At 67.7% G+C, this 15,740-nt stretch carries 16 protein-coding genes; 4 read left to right on the forward strand and 12 right to left on the reverse strand.

From position 1 onward, the window contains the following. Positions 1-44: 44 nt before the first annotated feature. Positions 45-2,372, reverse strand: a complete 2,328-nt coding sequence (clpA, locus tag LXT12_RS06430) for an ATP-dependent Clp protease ATP-binding subunit ClpA (protein ID WP_233390578.1) — start codon at positions 2,370-2,372, stop codon at positions 45-47. Further along, positions 2,369-2,746, reverse strand: a complete 378-nt coding sequence (gene clpS / locus LXT12_RS06435; RefSeq protein ID WP_233390580.1) for an ATP-dependent Clp protease adapter ClpS — start codon at positions 2,744-2,746, stop codon at positions 2,369-2,371. The genes clpA and clpS overlap by 4 nt, the downstream gene beginning before the upstream one ends. Before the next feature lie 182 nt (positions 2,747-2,928). Here clpS and LXT12_RS06440 point away from each other — a divergent pair, with 182 nt between their 5' ends. Together LXT12_RS06440 and LXT12_RS06445 are read left to right on the forward strand one after the other, a co-directional pair. Then, positions 2,929-3,168 carry a cold shock domain-containing protein gene (locus tag LXT12_RS06440; protein ID WP_233390582.1) on the forward strand — a complete coding sequence of 80 codons (240 nt, stop codon included), beginning with the start codon at positions 2,929-2,931 and terminating at the stop codon, positions 3,166-3,168. Between the two features lie 180 nt (positions 3,169-3,348). After that, positions 3,349-5,583 (forward strand): NADP-dependent isocitrate dehydrogenase, encoded by a 2,235-nt coding sequence (locus tag LXT12_RS06445; protein WP_233390584.1) that lies wholly within the window; start codon positions 3,349-3,351, stop codon positions 5,581-5,583. 87 nt (positions 5,584-5,670) lie between these two features. Here the strand turns inward: LXT12_RS06445 and LXT12_RS06450 are convergent, their stop codons facing one another. From LXT12_RS06450 to hemN, 4 genes are all read right to left on the reverse strand, one after another. Next, entirely contained in the window at positions 5,671-6,180 is a 510-nt protein-coding gene (locus tag LXT12_RS06450) for an FxDxF family PEP-CTERM protein (RefSeq protein WP_233390586.1), read from the reverse strand. A 278-nt stretch (positions 6,181-6,458) separates the two neighbouring features. Beyond that, complete coding sequence (icd, locus tag LXT12_RS06455; RefSeq protein ID WP_233390588.1) at positions 6,459-7,715, reverse strand: NADP-dependent isocitrate dehydrogenase; 1,257 nt, start codon at positions 7,713-7,715, stop codon at positions 6,459-6,461. A gap of 61 nt (positions 7,716-7,776) precedes the next feature. Continuing rightward, positions 7,777-8,403, reverse strand: a complete 627-nt coding sequence (locus LXT12_RS06460; protein ID WP_233390590.1) for an urease accessory protein UreH domain-containing protein — start codon at positions 8,401-8,403, stop codon at positions 7,777-7,779. After that, the gene (gene hemN, locus LXT12_RS06465; RefSeq protein WP_233390592.1) at positions 8,403-9,791 is read right to left on the reverse strand and encodes an oxygen-independent coproporphyrinogen III oxidase; all 1,389 of its coding nucleotides are present in this window, start codon (positions 9,789-9,791) and stop codon (positions 8,403-8,405) included. Before hemN ends, LXT12_RS06460 begins: the two co-directional genes overlap by 1 nt. Positions 9,792-9,947: 156 nt before the next feature. Here hemN and fnr point away from each other — a divergent pair, with 156 nt between their 5' ends. Further along, positions 9,948-10,664: a fumarate/nitrate reduction transcriptional regulator Fnr gene (fnr, locus tag LXT12_RS06470; RefSeq protein WP_233390594.1), complete on the forward strand. Its 717-nt coding sequence runs from the start codon at positions 9,948-9,950 to the stop codon at positions 10,662-10,664. A 78-nt stretch (positions 10,665-10,742) separates the two neighbouring features. Further along, positions 10,743-12,053: an NAD(P)/FAD-dependent oxidoreductase gene (locus LXT12_RS06475; RefSeq protein ID WP_233390596.1), complete on the forward strand. Its 1,311-nt coding sequence runs from the start codon at positions 10,743-10,745 to the stop codon at positions 12,051-12,053. On the opposite strand, the gene LXT12_RS06480 is transcribed toward LXT12_RS06475, so the two are convergent. The 6 genes from LXT12_RS06480 to ccoO are packed head-to-tail and all read right to left on the reverse strand — an operon-like array spanning position 12,029 to position 15,731. Further along, a complete protein-coding gene (locus LXT12_RS06480; RefSeq protein ID WP_233390597.1) occupies positions 12,029-12,322 on the reverse strand; it encodes a hypothetical protein in 294 nt (97 codons plus the stop codon). The two genes, LXT12_RS06475 and LXT12_RS06480, sit on opposite strands and share 25 nt — an antisense overlap. After that, a complete protein-coding gene (locus LXT12_RS06485) occupies positions 12,319-12,591 on the reverse strand; it encodes a hypothetical protein (protein ID WP_233390599.1) in 273 nt (90 codons plus the stop codon). Before LXT12_RS06485 ends, LXT12_RS06480 begins: the two co-directional genes overlap by 4 nt. Positions 12,592-12,607: 16 nt before the next feature. Continuing rightward, the gene (gene ccoG, locus LXT12_RS06490) at positions 12,608-14,041 is read right to left on the reverse strand and encodes a cytochrome c oxidase accessory protein CcoG (RefSeq protein ID WP_233390600.1); all 1,434 of its coding nucleotides are present in this window, start codon (positions 14,039-14,041) and stop codon (positions 12,608-12,610) included. 8 nt (positions 14,042-14,049) lie between these two features. After that, on the reverse strand, positions 14,050-14,967 hold the full coding sequence (gene ccoP / locus LXT12_RS06495; RefSeq protein WP_233390601.1) for a cytochrome-c oxidase, cbb3-type subunit III: 918 nt from the start codon (positions 14,965-14,967) through the stop codon (positions 14,050-14,052). Then, positions 14,964-15,095, reverse strand: a complete 132-nt coding sequence (locus LXT12_RS06500; RefSeq protein WP_233390602.1) for a cbb3-type cytochrome oxidase subunit 3 — start codon at positions 15,093-15,095, stop codon at positions 14,964-14,966. Before LXT12_RS06500 ends, ccoP begins: the two co-directional genes overlap by 4 nt. Positions 15,096-15,107: 12 nt before the next feature. Then, on the reverse strand, positions 15,108-15,731 hold the full coding sequence (gene ccoO, locus LXT12_RS06505; protein ID WP_233390603.1) for a cytochrome-c oxidase, cbb3-type subunit II: 624 nt from the start codon (positions 15,729-15,731) through the stop codon (positions 15,108-15,110). Positions 15,732-15,740 lie beyond the last annotated feature (9 nt).

The following is a 15,740-nucleotide window of genomic DNA, read 5'->3' on the forward strand; positions in this document are numbered from 1 at the left end:
CGAAGGGACGCCGAGGCGTCCCTTCGTCAGCGCACCACGCCTGCTCAGGCGGTCGCGGGTTCGGCCTTGGGCTTGCCGTCCTTGCTAGGCTTGGCGTTGGGCTGGATGTCCAGCACCGTTTCGCCCTTGTCGTCGACGTCCACGCCCAGGCGCCCGCCGTCCACCAGCCGGCCGAACAGCAGTTCGTCGGCGAGCGCGCGGCGGATGGTGTCCTGGATGAGGCGCTGCATCGGCCGCGCGCCCATCAGCGGGTCGAAGCCCTTCTTGGCGAGATGCTTGCGCAGCGCGTCGGAGAAGCTGACCTCGACCTTCTTCTCCTGCAGCTGGCTCTCCAGCTGCAGCAGGAACTTGTCGACCACGCGCAGGATGATTTCCTCGTCCAGCGGGCGGAAGGACACGATGGCGTCCAGCCGGTTGCGGAACTCGGGCGTGAACAGCCGCTTGATGTCGGCCATCTCGTCGCCCTGCTGGCGCTGGGTCGTGAAGCCGATGGTGGCCTTGTTCATGATCTCGGCGCCCGCGTTCGTCGTCATGATGATGATGACGTTGCGGAAGTCGGCCTTGCGCCCGTTGTTGTCGGTCAGGGTGCCGTGGTCCATGACCTGCAGCAGCACGTTGAAGACGTCCGGGTGGGCCTTCTCGATCTCGTCGAGCAGCAGCACGGCATGCGGCTTCTTGGTGACCGCCTCGGTCAGCAGGCCGCCCTGGTCGAAGCCGACGTAGCCCGGAGGCGCGCCGATGAGGCGGCTGACCGCATGGCGCTCCATGTACTCCGACATGTCGAAGCGGATCAGCTCGATGCCCAGGATGTAGGCGAGCTGCTTGGCCACCTCGGTCTTGCCGACGCCGGTGGGGCCGCTGAACAGGAAGGAGCCGATGGGCTTGTCCGGACGACCCAGGCCCGAACGGGCCATCTTGATGGCAGCGGCCAGGGCGTCGATGGCCGGGTCCTGGCCGAAGACGACGCTCTTGAGGTCACGGTCCAGGGTCTTGAGCTTGCTGCGGTCGTCGCTGTTGACGGAGGCGGGCGGGATGCGCGCGATCTTGGCGACGATGTCCTCGACCTCGGCGCGGGTGATGGTCTTCTTCTGCTTGCTCTTGGGCAGGATGCGCTGCGCGGCACCGGCCTCGTCGATGACGTCGATGGCCTTGTCCGGCAGGTGGCGGTCGTTGATGTACTTGGCCGAGAGCTCGGCCGCGGCCTGCAGCGCGCCGAGGGCGTACTTGACCGAGTGATGCTCCTCGAAGCGGCTCTTGAGGCCCTTGAGGATCTCGATGGTCTGCTCCACCGACGGCTCGGCCACGTCGACCTTCTGGAAGCGCCGGCTCAGGGCCGCATCCTTCTCGAAGATGCCGCGGTACTCGCTGAAGGTGGTGGCGCCGATGCACTTCATGGCGCCGCTGGACAGGGCGGGCTTGAGCAGGTTGCTGGCGTCCAGCGTGCCGCCCGAGGCGGCACCGGCCCCGATGAGGGTGTGGATCTCGTCGATGAACAGGATGGCGTGCGGCTGCTCCTTCAGCGCCTTGAGCACGGCCTTCAGCCGTTGCTCGAAGTCGCCCCGGTACTTGGTGCCCGCCAGCAGGGCGCCCATGTCGAGCGAGTACACGACGCTGTCGGCCAGCACCTCGGGCACCTCGCCCTCGGTGATGCGCCAGGCCAGGCCTTCGGCGATGGCCGTCTTGCCGACGCCGGCCTCGCCGACGAGCAGGGGGTTGTTCTTGCGGCGGCGGCACAGCACCTGCACGACGCGCTCGACCTCGAACTCGCGGCCGATCAGCGGATCGATCTTGCCGTCCTTGGCGAGCTGGTTGAGGTTCTGGGTGAACTGCTCCAGCGGCGACGCCTTGGCGTTGCCGCCCTCGCCTTCCTCGCGCTCGCCTTCCTGGCTGCCCTGGTTCTGGCCCTCGGGGGCCTTGGGCGGCTCGCTGGGATCGGTCTTCTTGATGCCGTGGGCGATGAAGTTGACGACGTCCAGGCGCGTCACGCCCTGCTGGTGCAGGTAGTAGACGGCGTGGGAGTCCTTCTCGCCGAAGATGGCCACCAGCACGTTCGCTCCGGTGACTTCCTTCTTGCCGCTGCCCGTGCTCTGCACGTGCATGATGGCGCGCTGGATGACGCGCTGGAAGCCCAGCGTGGGCTGGGTGTCGACCTCGTCGCTGCCGCCCACCATGGGCGTGTTTTCCTTGATGAACTGCGTCAGGCTCTTGCGCAGGTCGTCCAGGTTGGCGGCGCAGGCGCGCAGCACCTCCGCGGCGCTCGGGTTGTCGAGCAGGGCGAGCAGCAGGTGCTCGACGGTGATGAATTCGTGCCGCTGCTGACGCGCTTCGACGAACGCCATGTGCAGACTGACTTCAAGCTCTTGCGCAATCATGCGGCCTCCATAATGCACTGCAGGGGGTGGCCGGCGCGCCGGGAGACGGCCAGTACCAGCTCCACCTTGGTCGCGGCGACATCCTTGGTATAGACACCGCAGACCCCGCGACCCTCGTGGTGGATTTTGAGCATGATCTGCGTCGCCGTATCGAGGTCATGGCGGAAAAATTCCTGTAGAACCATGACAACAAACTCCATCGGCGTGAAATCGTCGTTGAGCAGCAGCACCTGGTAGAGCCGCGGAGGCTCGGTTTTCTGGGGCTGGCGCTCCACGACGGTCGCGCCGTCGCCCTCGTCGCGCCCCGGCTGGAGCGGCGGCGTGGGGGGCGGCGGCGAGTGGTTTCGCGACGAGAAAACGGGGGACGAGGACATGCCTGGGATTCTATCGACGGGGGGGTTTCCCCGCCGACCGGGGGCAGTTGGCGGCATTGCCCCAATTTGCAAGCATCCCCGGGTGAACCCGGCCGGGAAGGTCCCGAATTGACGCTTTTTCACGGGTCCTGAGAATTTATGTCCGCCTCCGCGGGAGGTGCCACAAGAATGGAGACAAAACGATGGCGCTGGGCAAAGTCAAGTGGTTCAACGATGCCAAGGGCTTTGGTTTCATCGAGCCGGAAGCCGGTGGCGATGATGTCTTCGCCCACTTCTCGGCGATCCAGATGGAAGGCTTTCGGACGCTGAAGCAGGGCAGCCAGGTGCAGTTCGACCTGGTGCAAGGCCCCAAGGGTCAATTGGCGCAGAACATCACGCCGATGGAGGTGGCGCACAAGCTGGAGCAGCCGCAGGCGTCCTGACGCCACCACGCACCGGGCTGCCAACCGCCCCGTGAGCCTGCCGGCCACGGGGCTTTTGTTTGCCGGCACACGACCGGATCGTCAGCAACCGCTAAACCCGGCTTGCTAGAGTTCGCCTCTTGCGCGCCACGGCCAGGCTGCCGCGCGCCGCACGGATCTCCCTTTCACCGGACCACGTTCATGACCGCCGACAAGACCCAGATCGTTTACACCCTGACCGATGAAGCCCCCCGCCTGGCCACCGCCTCGCTGCTGCCGGTGGTCCAGCGCTTCGCGGCATCCGCCGGCATCGATGTCGTCACCAACGACATCTCGGTGGCGAGCCGCATCCTGGGCCAGTTTCCCGAACTGCTGACCGAAGCACAGCGCGTGCCCGACAACCTCGGCGCGCTCGGCAAGCTGACGCTGCGGCCCGAAGCCAACATCATCAAGCTGCCCAACATCAGCGCCTCGGTGGCACAGCTCAAGGCGGCCATCAAGGAACTGCAGGACAAGGGCTACAAGATCCCCGACTTCCCCGAAGCGCCAAAGACGGACGAAGAGAAGGACATCCGCGCCCGCTACAACAAGTGCATCGGCTCGGCGGTGAACCCGGTGCTGCGCGAAGGCAACTCCGACCGCCGCGCCCCCAAGGCGGTGAAGGAATACGCCCGCAAGAACCCCCATCGCATGGACGAATGGAGCCAGGCCTCTCGCTCGCACGTCTCGCACATGCATGCCGGCGACTTCTATCACGGCGAAAAGTCCATGACGCTGGACCGTGCTCGCGACGTGAAGATGGAGCTGATCACCAAGAGCGGCAAGACCATCGTCCTCAAGCCCAAGGTCTCGCTGCTGGACCGCGAGGTCATCGACTCCATGTTCATGAGCAAGAAGGCGCTGCTCGCCTTCTACGAAAAGGAGATCGAGGACGCCCGCAAGACCGGCGTGATGTTCTCGCTGCACGTCAAGGCCACGATGATGAAGGTGTCCCACCCCATCGTGTTCGGCCACTGCGTGAAGATCTTCTACAAGGAGGCCTTCGAGAAGCACGCCAAGCTGTTCGAGGAGCTGGGCGTCAACGTCAACAACGGCATGGTCGATCTCTACACCAAGATCGCCAGCCTGCCGCAGAGCAAGCAGGACGAGATCAAGCACGACCTCCACGCCTGCCACGAGCACCGCCCCGAGCTGGCAATGGTCGACTCGGCCAAGGGCATCACCAACTTCCACTCGCCCAACGACATCATCGTGGACGCGTCGATGCCGGCCATGATCCGCAGCGGCGGCAAGATGTACGGCGCCGACGGCCGGCTCAAGGACGTGAAGGCCGTGATGCCCGAATCGACCTTCGCCCGCATCTACCAGGAGATGATCAATTTCTGCAAGTGGCACGGCGCCTTCGACCCGCGCACCATGGGCACGGTGCCCAACGTCGGCCTGATGGCCCAGCAGGCCGAGGAGTACGGCTCGCATGACAAGACCTTCGAGATTCCCGAGGACGGCGTCGCCAACATCACCGACCTCGAAACCGGCGAAGTGCTGCTGAGCCAGGACGTCGAGCAGGGCGACATCTGGCGCATGTGCCAGTGCAAGGACGCCGCCATCCGCGACTGGGTCAAGCTGGCCGTCAACCGCGCCCGCAACTCCGGCATGCCGGTGGTCTTCTGGCTGGACAGCTACCGCCCGCACGAGGCGCAGCTCATCCGCAAGGTCAAGATGTACCTGCATGAGCACGACACGACCGGCCTGGACATCCAGATCATGAGCCAGGTGCGTGCCATGCGCTACACGCTGGAGCGCGTCATCCGCGGCCTCGACACCATTAGCGCCACCGGCAACATCCTGCGCGACTACCTCACCGACCTCTTCCCCATCATGGAGCTGGGCACCAGCGCCAAGATGCTGTCGATCGTGCCGCTGATGGCCGGTGGCGGCATGTACGAGACGGGCGCCGGCGGCTCCGCCCCGAAGCACGTGCAGCAGCTGGTGGAGGAAAACCACCTGCGCTGGGATTCCCTGGGCGAGTTCCTCGCACTGGCCGTCAGCCTCGAAGACCTCGGCATCAAGAACAACAACGCCAAGGCCAAGGTGCTGGCCAAGACCCTGGACGCCGCGACCGGCAAGCTGCTGGACAACGGCAAGGGCCCCAGCCCCAAGACCGGCGAGCTGGACAACCGGGGCAGCCACTTCTACCTGACCCTGTACTGGGCGCAGGAACTGGCGGCGCAGACCGACGACGCCGAGCTGGCCGCCCGCTTCAAGCCGGTGGCCGAAGCCCTGGCGGCGAACGAGGCCAAGATCTCGGCCGAACTCAAGGCGGTGCAGGGCAAGCCGGCCGACATCGGCGGCTACTACCTGCCGGACGACGCCAAGCTGGAGCAGGTCATGCGGCCGAGCGCCACCTTCAACGCCGTGCTGGCATCGCTGGCCTGATACCCGGCCGGCGGGCCAATGACAAAGGGGCGCCGAGGCGCCCCTTTTTACGGCCGCCCCGGGCGGGGCAGCAGGATTGATCCCGGATCAGTCGGCGCGACGACGGCGCGCGACGAACCCGATGATGCCCAGGCCAGCGCCGAGCAGCGCATAGGTCTCGGGCTCCGGCACCGGCTGGGCAACGGCCTTCGCCGCGAGGGCATAGGCCGACACCGGCGCGTTCGACAGCGCCAGGACCTTGAAGTAGTAGTTGCCGGCGGCCAGGGTGTCGAAGTGGCTGGTCGACACGGCGGAGAAACCATGGCCGACCACCAGCACGTCGTCGGCGTTGCCGACGATCGAATCCAGGCCCGCGGTGTAGATGCCGTAGAAGGCGGGGTTGAGGTTGCCGAAAACGACGCTCGCGTTGCTCTCCACCGTGGAGGCCACGGACACCGAGAACGTGAAGTTGTCGTTGACGATCGCACCGAAGGACGTCGCCGCGCCACCGGTGGTGGTGATGGTCGAGCCGAGCGTACCGAGGTTGACCGTCGAGGCCTGCGCCGCGGCGGCAGCAAACGAAAGGGCCGCGACGACCGGAACGAACTTGAGTTTCATTTTTCCTCCTGGGACGAGAACAGACTCAGCACGCCAAGCAAGGTGCATGCCATTCGAGAAAACCCTTGAGAATTCAGCAGCTTGTGACGGAATGCCCGCGCGCCCGTGCCGAGTTGTCAAGATTCTCGACAGATGACTTTTGCCTTGCTACCAGTGACCGACGCGTGGCGCACAGCTCGCCGGAGGATGTAGCCCTCCGATGACGCCGACATGAAAAAGGCCCCGGCCTCCTGGGAGGACGGGGCCCGCAGGGGCGCCGCGCGGGCGGGCTCGAAAGCTCAGCCCATCTGGTCGATCATGACCTGGCCGAAGCCGGAGCAGGACACCTGCGTCGCCCCGTCCATCAGGCGGGCGAAGTCGTAGGTCACCTTCTTGCTCAGGATGGCCTTTTCCATGGCGCTGATGATGAGGTCGGCCGCTTCCGTCCAGCCCATGTGGCGCAGCATCATCTCGGCGGAGAGGATCTCCGAGCCCGGGTTGACGTAGTCCTTGCCGGCGTACTTGGGCGCTGTGCCGTGGGTGGCTTCGAACATCGCCACCGAGTCGCTCATGTTGGCGCCCGGCGCTATGCCGATGCCGCCCACTTGCGCGGCCAGGGCATCGGAGATGTAGTCGCCGTTGAGGTTGAGGGTCGCGATGACGCTGTATTCCGCCGGGCGCAGGATGATCTGCTGCAGGAAGGCGTCGGCGATGCTGTCCTTGATGGTGATGTCGCGCCCCGTCTTGGGGTTCTTGAACTTGCACCACGGGCCGCCGTCGATCAGCTGGGCGCCGAATTCCTTCTGCGCCAGGGCGTAGCCCCAGTCACGGAAGCCGCCTTCCGTGAACTTCATGATGTTGCCCTTGTGGACCAGGGTCACGCTGGGCTTGTCGTTGTCGATGGCGTACTGGATGGCCTTGCGCACCAGGCGCTCGGTGCCCTCGCGCGACACGGGCTTGATGCCGATGCCCGAGGTGTTGGGGAAGCGGATCTTCTTGACGCCCATCTCCTCCTGCAGGAACTTGATGAGCTTCTTGGCCTTGTCGCTTTCGGCCTCGTACTCGATGCCGGCGTAGATGTCCTCCGAGTTCTCGCGGAAGATGACCATGTCGACCTTGTGCGGCTCCTTCACGGGGCTGGGCACGCCGTCGAAATACTGCACGGGGCGCAGGCAGACGTAGAGATCGAGCTCCTGGCGCAGGGCCACGTTCAACGAGCGGATGCCGCCGCCGACCGGCGTCGTCAACGGCCCCTTGATCGAGACGACATAGTCCTTCAGGACCTGCAGCGTCTCTTCGGGCAGCCAGACGTCCGGGCCGTAGACGCGGGTGCTCTTCTCGCCGGCATAGATCTCCATCCAGTGGATCTTGCGGGCGCCGCCATAGGCCTTGGCCACGGCCGCGTCCACCACCTTGAGCATGACGGGCGTGATGTCGAGGCCGGTGCCGTCTCCCTCGATGTAGGGAATGATGGGATGGGTGGGCACATTCAGCGAGAAGTCGGCGTTGACGGTGATCTTCTGGCCGCCTTCGGGCACTTGGATGTGTTGGTACATGGCTGGGGGCTTTCGCAAAAAGGCGAGAGGGAAAACGAAACCCGGCGAGTTTATGACCGCGTCAGCAGGCCAGCGCGATGCGCTGCCAAACGCCGTGACCGAGCGCAAAGCCGGCGCCCACCACCAGGGCCAGGCCGGCCAGGCGCAGGGCCAGCATCTCGCCGCCGGCACCGCGGCGCAGCAGCCGCGCCCGCCACAACGGCGCGATCACCAGGCCGGGCGTGCTGCCGAGCGCGAAGCCAGCCATCGCGCCCGCACCGCCGAGGGGCGAACTGGCCAGCGCAGCCAGCAGCAGCGCCGCATGCAGCAGGCCGCAGGGCATGACCAGCCAGGCCATGCCGGTGAAGAAGGCGTGGCGGGGCTGGGGGCGCCAGTTCACGCGGCCCAGCCAGACGGGCATGCGGCCACGCACGAGCAGGGTCAACCCCAGCAGCAGCATCGCCGCCTGCAGCAACGCCCAGGCGGGTTGCAGCAGGGCCGCGCTCTGGGAGGCGCGCGCCAGGGCCTGGGCCGAGGCCGCCGCGATGGCACCGCCCGCGGCATAGCCGACGAGCCGGCCCGCGAGCAGCCTCGCCGGCCGGTGGCCACCCGCCAGGGCGCAGGGCGCGCTGCACATCGCCGCGCAATGCGGCATGCCGGCCAGGCCCATGAGGGTGGCCGACGTGATCAGCGCAACATCGAGCGCCATCAGATGATCTTGGAGAAGCGCTCCCGGCTCGCGTCGGCCTGCAGGTAGCGGTCGAAGACCATGGCCACCGCCCGCACGAAGTACCAGCCCAGCGGCGTCACCTGGATGGCCCCCGGCTCGAGCGTGACGAGACCCTGGTCCGCGAGCTGCTCCAGCCGCTCGATCTCGGGCGCGAAGTAGCGGGGCACGTCGACGAGGTAGGACGCGGCGATGGACTCGAACTCGACGCGGCCCTGGCACATCAGCGCCATGATGACGGCACGGCGCACGAGGTCGTCGCGGTTCAGTGCCAGGCCACGCTGCACGGGCAACTGGCGCTGGCGGAGGGAGTCCTCGTATTCCTCCAGCGTCTTGGCGTTCTGGGCGTAGGTGGCGCCCACGCGGCTGATGGCCGAGACGCCGAGACCGACGAGGTCGCAGTCCGGCTGCGTGGAATAGCCCTGGAAATTGCGGTGCAACAGGCCTTGGCGCTTGGCCACGGCCAGCGGGTCGTCCGGCAGGGCGAAGTGGTCCATGCCGATGTAGGTGTAGCCATCGCCCAGCAGCGCGCTGATGGCGCCGGACAGCATGGCCAGCTTGTCTCCAGCCGGCGGCAGCAGTTCGGCCACGATGCGGCGCTGGGGCTTGAAGCGCTGCGGCAGGTGGGCATAGGCGTACATCGCGATGCGGTCGGGCCGCAGCTCGGACACCTGGGCGATGGTGCGGGCGAAGCTGGCCGGCGTCTGCAGCGGCAGGCCGTAGATCAGGTCGACGCTGATCGAGGTGAAGCCGAGGGCCCGCGCCGAGCGCATCAGCGCGGCGACCGATTCGAAAGGCTGCACGCGATGCACCGCCTTCTGCACCGCCGGCTCGAAATCCTGTACGCCCAGCGACAGGCGGTTGAAACCCAGAGACTTCAGGTGGGCCAGCCGGCCGGCGTCGACGGTGCGGGGGTCGACCTCGATGGACAGTTCGGCGCTCGGCAGCAGGCGGAAGCGCTGCCGCAGCGACGCCATCAGCGCGCTGAGTTCGGCGTCGGAAAGAAAGGTCGGCGAACCGCCGCCGAGGTGCAGTTGCGACACCGGCGCATGCCCGCCGATGGCGCCGGCGACCAGGTCCATCTCCACCTCGAGCAGGTCCAGGTAGGGCTGGGCGCGCTCATGGTGCTTGGTGATGATCTTGTTGCAGGCGCAGTAGTAGCAGAGCTGCTCGCAAAACGGGATGTGCACGTAGATCGACAGCGCCTGCGCGGCGCCGCGCTGTGCCAGCGCCTGCAGGTGCTGCGGCGCCTGGTGGGCCTCGACGAAGCGGTCGGCCGTCGGGTAGGACGTGTAGCGCGGACCGGCCACGTCGTGGCGACGCAGCAGGTCGGGGTCGAGGGGGCGGACGGTTTCAGTCAGTGCAGCCATGCGACCACTGTGCCGAGCCACCTTGGCCGCGGTTTTGATCCAGATCAAGCGGGCGGCCGGGCGGGCGGCCAAGAATGCCCGGCATTGATGCAAGCCAAGCGCCAGACCATGCCGACTCCCACGCCGTTCGCGGCCCCCGCCCGAAACTGCCCCGACATGACGCTTGAGCCGCTCAAGGTCGCGTGTGCGAGCTGCAACCTGCGCGAGCTTTGCCTGCCCGTCGGACTGAACGTCCACGACCTGAGCCGCCTCGACGGCCTCGTCGCCAAGCGCCGGACCGTGCAGCGGGGCGACCATCTCTTTCGCAACGGCGAGCGCTTCGAGGCGCTTTATGCGGTGCGCACCGGCTTCTTCAAGACCTGCGTCAACAGCGAGGACGGCCGTGACCAGGTCACCGGCTTCCAGATGGCCGGCGAGTTGCTCGGCCTGGACGGCATCAGCAGCGACCACCACCATTGCGATGCCGTCGCGCTGGAGGACTCCTCGGTCTGCGTCATCCCGTACAGCCAGCTGGAGGAGCTGTCGCGCGAGTTCACGGTGCTGCAGCACCAGTTCCACAAGATCATGAGCCGCGAGATCGTGCGCGACCATGGCGTGATGCTGCTGCTGGGGAATATGCGCGCCGAGGAGCGGCTCGCGGCCTTCCTGCTCAACCTGACCCAGCGGCTGCAGGCCCGGGGCTTTTCCGCGTCGAGCGTGGTACTGCGCATGACGCGCGAAGAGATCGGCAGCTACCTCGGCCTCAAGCTCGAGACCGTTAGCCGCACGTTCTCCAAGTTCCAGGAGGAAGGCGTGCTGGACGTGAAGCAGCGCCAGATCACCGTCCTCGATCTGCAGGCCCTGCAAGGGCTGGTCTCCAACGCCGCCTGCTGAGGGCGAGCCCACAGCGACCCACCCGCAAGCCGTGATGGCCTTTGCTGCACCGCAGCAAAGGCGGCGTAGGATGGGGCCATGCGTCCCCAAGTCCTCATCATCGGCTGCGGATTCGGCGGCCTGGAGGCGGCGCGGGCCCTGAGCGGTTCCGGCGCTGCCGACATCGACGTGACGGTGGTCGACAAGACCAACCACCACCTCTTCCAACCCCTGCTCTACCAGGTGGCGACGGCCGGGCTGTCGGCCCCCTCCATCGCTGCGCCCATCCGCCACCTCTTCCGCCGACAGCGCAACGTGACGACGCTGATGGGAGAAGTGGTCGCCATCGACGCCCGGGCCAGGACGGCGACGCTCAAGGACGGCGGCCTGTTGCGCTGGGACCACCTGATCGTGGCCGCCGGCGCCACGCACAGCTACTTCGGACGCGACGACTGGGCCGCGTTCGCCCCGGGCCTCAAGACCCTGGACGACGCCTTCGAGATCCGGCGCCGCGTGCTGCTGGCATTCGAGGCCGCCGAGCGCGAGGACGACCCGGCCCGGCGCGCCGCCCTGCTGCAGTTCGTCGTCGTGGGCGGCGGCCCCACCGGCGTGGAGCTGGCCGGCACCTTCGCCGAGATCGCGCGCCACACCCTGCCCGGCGAATTCCGCCGCATCGACCCTCGCCAGGCCCGCGTCACGCTGGTCGAAGGCAGCCCGCGCGTGCTGCAGGCCATGCCCGAGTCGCTGAGCGAGCGCGCCCGTGAACAACTCGCCGCGCTGGGTGTCGAAGTGCGCGTCGGCGCCCGGGTCACCGGCCTCGACGCCCAGGGGCTGGACTTCGTCACCGACTCCGGCGCCGAGCGGCTGGACAGCCGCTGCATCGTCTGGGCCGCCGGGGTGGCGGCGTCGCCCCTCGGGCGCGTGCTGGCCGAGGCGACCGGCTGTACGCTGGACCGGGCCGGCAGGGTCGTCGTCGAAGCCGACCTGAGCGTGCCGGGCCATCCGGACATCCAGGTCATCGGCGACCTCGCCGCCGCCCGCAGCCATGTGCCGGGGCGGGAGCCCAGGCCGGTGCCCGGCGTGTCGCCCGGCGCCAAGCAGATGGGCCGCTGCGCCGCAGCCAACCTCAAACGCCGCCGACGCGGCGAGCCGACGCAGCCGTTTCGCTACCGCGACTACGGCAACCTGGCGACCATCGGCCGCAACAGTGCGGTCGTCGATCTCGGCACGCCGGCCGGGCCGGTGCGCTTTTCAGGCTATCCGGCCTGGCTGTTCTGGTTGTTCGCCCACGTGTACTTCCTGATCGGCTTCCGCAACCGCTTCATGGTGCTGCTGGACTGGGCCTGGGCCTACTGGACCTACGACCGCAGCGCCCGCGTGGTGACTCAGCGCGGCCAGCCGGGGGCGTGACGCGCGGGCCGGCCTTCGTCGGGCAGGCTCACCAGCAGCAGGGCCAGGCTGGAACCCAGGGCACTGACACCCCAGAAGATCAGGAAGCTCAAGGTGTAGACCGCCTGGGCCGACAGCTCGACGGGCGCCGCGCCGAACCAGCGCAGCTCGCCGGGGTCGACGACGGCAAAGACCAGGGCCTCCAGGACGCCCGCCCCCAGGAAGGACGACCAGGCCACCGCCATCGCGTAGCGCGCGAGGCGGGAGGGGCCCGGGCCGCCTGCAATCACCGCTTGGCCCCGGGTACGCCGGTGGCGGCGTGATTGCGAGCCACGAGGGCCGGCATGTCGCCAGAGTGGGCCCGCACGTCGGCCGGCTCGACATCGTCGGCAGACCGCTGGGCCGTGGCGTGGAGATCCAGCGGCGGATCGGGATGGCGGATGGCCAGGGCCAGCGTCAGGAAGCTGGCCACCACGACGACGGCCGGGCCGCCAACCACCAACCAGACCATGGGCTCGCGCCAGGCGGACCGGGCAGGCAAGGGATGGGTTGCGGACATGTCGGTCTCCTTGCCGTCAACGCGGCAGCACAAACGTGGATTTCTCGACGACCACCTCGGGGGACGGGCCGTCTCGGCTGATGCGCCAATGCATCGGGTGGGCGCCTGCCTTGAGGCTTTGCGCCGCCTCCGGCGGCATGCGCAAGGCCACCGCCACCCAGCGCGCCTCGGCCGGGCCCAGGTCCACCGTCGTGGCCTGGCTCAGCACCAGCCCGCTCAGGCCTTCGACCTCGATGCGGTAGTGCTGGGGCGATTCGGTGGCGTTCATGACCTGCAGGCGGTAGACGTTCTCGATCCACCCATCATCCACGATACGGGCGAGCGACGCACGGTCGCGCACGACGTCGACGCGGAAGCTGTGCCGCGAGGCCAGGCTCCACAGAAGCGCCGTGCAGATGATGAGGAGGACGGTGGTGTAGATCAGCACGCGCGGGCGCAGCACGCGGCGCCAGCGCTGCCCGGCGTCGAGGTGCTGCTCCAGGCCGTTCTCGGTGTCGTAGCGGATGAGGCCACGCTCGGTGCCCATCTTGTCCATGACGCCGTTGCAGACGTCGATGCAGGCGGCGCAGCCGATGCACTCGTATTGCAGGCCGTTGCGGATGTCGATGCCCGTCGGGCAGACCTGCACGCACAGCCCGCAGTCGATGCAGTCGCCGATGGCGTCGGCGCGCGCCTCGCCCTTCTTGCCGCGTTGGGCGTTGTTGCCGCGCGGCTCGCCGCGGTCGGGGTCGTAGCTGACGATGAGGGTGTCGCGGTCGAACATCGCGCTCTGGAAGCGCGCGTAGGGGCACATGTACTTGCAGACCTGCTCGCGCATGTAGCCGGCGTTGCCATAGGTGGCGAAGCCGTAGAACAGCACCCAGAAGGTCTCCCACGGGCCCAGCGCCAGCTCCGCGACCTCCGCGGCCAGCGTGTGGATGGGCGTGAAGTAGCCGACGAAGGTGAAGCCCGTCCACAGCCCGAGGGCGATCCAGACGGCCTGCTTGCCGCTCTTGCGCCAGAGCTTGTTCCATCCCCAGGGGGCCTTGTCCAGGCGCAGCCGCGCATTGCGGTCGCCCTCGAACCAATGCTCCACCCGCATGAAGATCTCGGTGTAGACCGTCTGCGGGCAGGCATAGCCGCACCACAGGCGGCCCGCCACGGCCGTGAACAGGAAGAGGCCGTAGGCCGAGATCATCAGCAGGGCCGTCAGGTAGACGAAGTCCTGCGGATAGAGCACCAGTCCGAAGACGTAGAAACGCCGCGCGCCCAGGTCGAACAGCACGGCCTGCCGTTCGCCCCAGTTGAGCCAGGGCAGGCCGTAGAAGACGATCTGGGTCAGCGCGACGAAGGCCCAGCGCCAGCGGGCGTAGAAGCCGTCCACCGATCGGGGGTGGATCCTGTCTTCCGATCGGTAGAGGCGGATGACGTGGGTGGCATCACCCGAGCCGGGCGCGGCGGGAGCGGTCATGGGTCAGGTCAGGGTGCGGCGGCGACGGCCTGCGATTGCGACAGGCTCCAGACGTAGGCGGCCAGCACGCGGATCTGTTCGGGCGTGAGCCGTTCGCCGTGGGCCGGCATCACATTGTGCTTGCCGTTGTTGATCATCGCCATCACGGCCTGCTCGCCCCAGCCATGCAGCCAGATCTTGTCGCTCAGGTTGGGAGCGCCGAGGGCCTGGTTGCCCTGGCCGGCGGGACCGTGGCAGGCCGCGCAGGCGACGAACTTGGGCTTGCCGAGCTGGGCGTACAGCGCGTTGTGCGGGCTGCCCGACAGCGACAGCACGTAGTGGGCGACGTTGCGCACGTCCTCGCTCGTGCCCACCGCCGGCGCCATGACGGGCATGTTGCCCTCGCGGCCCTTGGTGATGGTTTCGACGATGGTGTCGTAGCTGCCGCCCCAGAGCCAGTCGTTGTCCGTCAGGTTGGGGAAGCCCTTGGAGCCCTTGGCGTCGGCACCGTGGCACTGCGCGCAATTGTTGGCGAACAGGCGCTCGCCGATGGCGTGGGCCTTGGGGTCCTTGGCCAGCTGCTCCGGCGCCATGCCGTTGAAGGCGGCGTAGACGGGAGCCATCGTGGCGCGGGCCTGGGCCACGTCGGCCGCATGCTCGCCCGCGCTGCTCCAGCCCAGCTTGCCCGCCGAGCTGCCCAGGCCCGGGTAGAGGGCGAGGTAGGCGCCGGCGAAGACGATGGTCAGCACGAACAGGCCCATCCACCACAGCGGCAGCGGGTTGTTCAGCTCACGCAGGTCTTCGTCCCAGATGTGGCCGGTGGTGTTGTCGGCCGCGGACGGCTGGCGGCGGCTGGCGATGAGCAGCAGCACGACGCAGGCCACCAGGCCGAAGATGGTGGCGGCGGCCACGAAGACCGACCAGCCCGAATTGATGAAGTCGCTCATTGCTCACCTCCCTCGAAGGGCAGAGCGGCGGCGGCGTCGAAACGGCCGCGCCAGGCCCAGACGACGATGCCCACGAAAACGGCCAGCGACACGAGGGTCACGGCAATGCGGAGTTCGTTGATGCCCATGGTGCGGGCTCCTTACTTGTTCGCGGTGCCGAGCACCTGCAGATAAGCCACCAGCGCGTCGAGCTCGGTCTTGCCGGCCACGTCCTGCGCGGAGGACTTCACTTCAGCCTCGCTGTAGGGCACGCCCAGCAGGCGCATCGCGGCCAGCCGTGCCGGCATGCCGGCAGCGTCCACCGGAGCGCCCGCCAGCCAGGAATAGGCCGGCATGTTGGACTCGGGCACGAGGTCGCGCGGGTTGTTCAGGTGGATGCGATGCCAGTCGTCGCTGTACTTGCCGCCCACGCGAGCCAGGTCGGGACCGGTGCGCTTGCTGCCCCACTGGAACGGGTGGTCGTAGACGAACTCACCCGCGGTGGAGTACTTGCCATAACGCAGCGTCTCGGCGGCGAGCGGCCGGATCATCTGCGAGTGGCAGTTGTAGCAGCCCTCGCGGAGGTAGATGTCGCGGCCGGCCAGCTGCAGCGCGGTGTAGGGCTTCAGGCCAGGGGCGGCCTGGGTGGTCGAGCGCTGGAAGAACAGCGGCACGATCTCGACGACGCCGCCGACCAGCACGGTCAGCAGCACCAGCACGATCATCAGCAGGTTGCTGGTCTCGATGCGCTGGTGGCCGGAGACGGCTTGGGTATCGGTACTCATGAAATCTCC

Origin of the sequence: Pelomonas caseinilytica (genome assembly GCF_021353235.1) — a bacterium.
GTDB classification, from domain to species: domain Bacteria; phylum Pseudomonadota; class Gammaproteobacteria; order Burkholderiales; family Burkholderiaceae_C; genus Pelomonas; species Pelomonas caseinilytica.